Origin of the sequence: uncultured Pseudoxanthomonas sp., from assembly GCF_947498795.1 — a bacterium.
In the GTDB taxonomy this organism is placed as follows: domain Bacteria; phylum Pseudomonadota; class Gammaproteobacteria; order Xanthomonadales; family Xanthomonadaceae; genus Pseudoxanthomonas_A.
The window spans coordinates 1-1,790 of sequence record NZ_CANMLQ010000024.1 but is presented as its reverse complement, the minus strand read 5'-3'; the positions used below and the strand labels follow the sequence as shown (position 1 = coordinate 1,790).

Genomic DNA, 1,790 nt, shown 5'->3' with positions numbered 1-1,790 from the left:
CCCTTGAAGTCGTGCTGCACGCTGCCATCGGCCTTGCGCAGCAGTACATCCGCGATTCCCGCGCCTTCCGAACCCGGCAGCCAGGCGGCCACGAACGCATCGGCGGCATTGATCTCGCGGTTCATCCACAGCGGGCGCCCGCTCAGGAACACCGCCACCACGGGGATGCCCTCGGCCTTCAGCCGCTTGATCATTTGCAGATCGCTGTCATCGCCGGGCTTGTACAACAGCGTGGTCAGGTCGCCCTGGAACTCCGCGTACGGATTCTCGCCGAACACGACCACCGCCACGTCGGGCTTCTGCGTGTACGTGCCGTCGACGGCGAGGATCGCCTCGCCTCCCGCCGCCTTCGCCTGCTGCGCGATGCCCTCGTAGATCGAGTCGGCGTTCGGGAAATCCTTGCGCGTGGTGCCCGTGCCCTGCCAGTTGAGCGTCCAGCCGCCGGCCTGCTTGCCGACATCGTTCGCGCCATCGCCGGCCACGAGGATGCGCTGCTTCGGCGCCAACGGCAGTACGCCGCCGGCATTCTTCAGCAGCACCAGCGATTCGCGCACCGCCTGGCGTGCCACGGCGCGGTGCTCGGGGGCGCCGAGCAGGGCGAACTGGCCACCGACGGCCCGCGTCGACGGTTTGCCCGCCTCGAACAGGCCCAGGCGGACCTTCACCCGCAGGATGCGCCGCACCGCATCATCCAGCCGCTCCTGGCTGATCGTGCCGGCCTTCACCGCCGCCAGCGTGGTCTCGTAGAAGCCCTTCCAGCTGTCGGAGGCCATCGCCATGTCCAGGCCGGCGTTGATCGTGGCCGGGCAGTCGGTGTTCGTGCAGCCCTTCACCTGGCCGTGGCCGTTCCAGTCGCCGACCACGAAGCCGCCGAACTGCATGCGGCCCTTCAGTGCGTCGGTCAGGTACGGCTTGTTGCCGTGCATCTTCTCGCCGTTGACGCTGTTGAACGAGGCCATCACCGTCTGCGCGCCGGCCGCGATCGCCGGCGGATAGCCGGCGCCATGGATGCGCACCAGGTCGGCTTCGCTGATCTTCGTATCGCCCTGGTCCTTGCCGTTGGTGGTGCCGCCGTCGCCGAGGAAGTGCTTCACCGAGGCGATCACGTGGCGGCCGTCGAGGAAGCCGGGCGTGCCGACCTTGCCCTGCAGGCCCTCGACCATCGCACCGGCGTAACTGGCCACGATCTCGGGCGATTCCGAATAGCCTTCGTACGAACGGCCCCAGCGGTCGTCCTGCGGCACCGCCACGGTCGGCGCGAACGCCCACTCCATGCCCGTGGCGCGCGTCTCCAGCGCGGTGACCTCGCCAATCCGGCGCAGCAGATCCGGATTGCGCGTCGCGCCCAGACCGATGTTGTGCGGGAACAGCGTGGCGCCGACGATGTTGCTCTGCCCGTGCACGGCATCGATGCCGAAGATGATCGGGATCGCCTTGCCGCCCTGCGAGGTATCCATCGACGCCTCGTAGAAGGCATCGGCCAGCGCGAGCCACTCGGTCGGCGAGGCGTCGTAGCGCCCGCCGGGGTCTGAATTGCCGCCGGCCAGGATCGAGCCGAGCCGGTACTTGCGCACGTCGTCCGGCGTGATGCTGGCGATATCGCCCTGCACCAGCTGGCCGACCTTCTCCTCCACCGTCATCGTGGCCATCAGGTCGGTGATGCGCTGCTCGAGCGCCGCGTCCTCGGCCAGCGGCCAGGCGACCTGCGGCCACGGAGTGGCATCGGCGGCGGTCGCGGGCGCGGCCGCCTTGTCGTCGCCCTTGCAGGCGACCAGCGCCAGCATCAGGGC

Annotated in this window: 1 protein-coding gene; it reads right to left on the bottom strand. The window is 69.2% G+C overall.

What is annotated here, in order from left to right; translation table 11 throughout:
- On the bottom strand, positions 1–1,790 hold a 1,790-nt coding region (locus tag Q0907_RS18935), incomplete at both ends, for a glycoside hydrolase family 3 protein (RefSeq protein WP_299347592.1).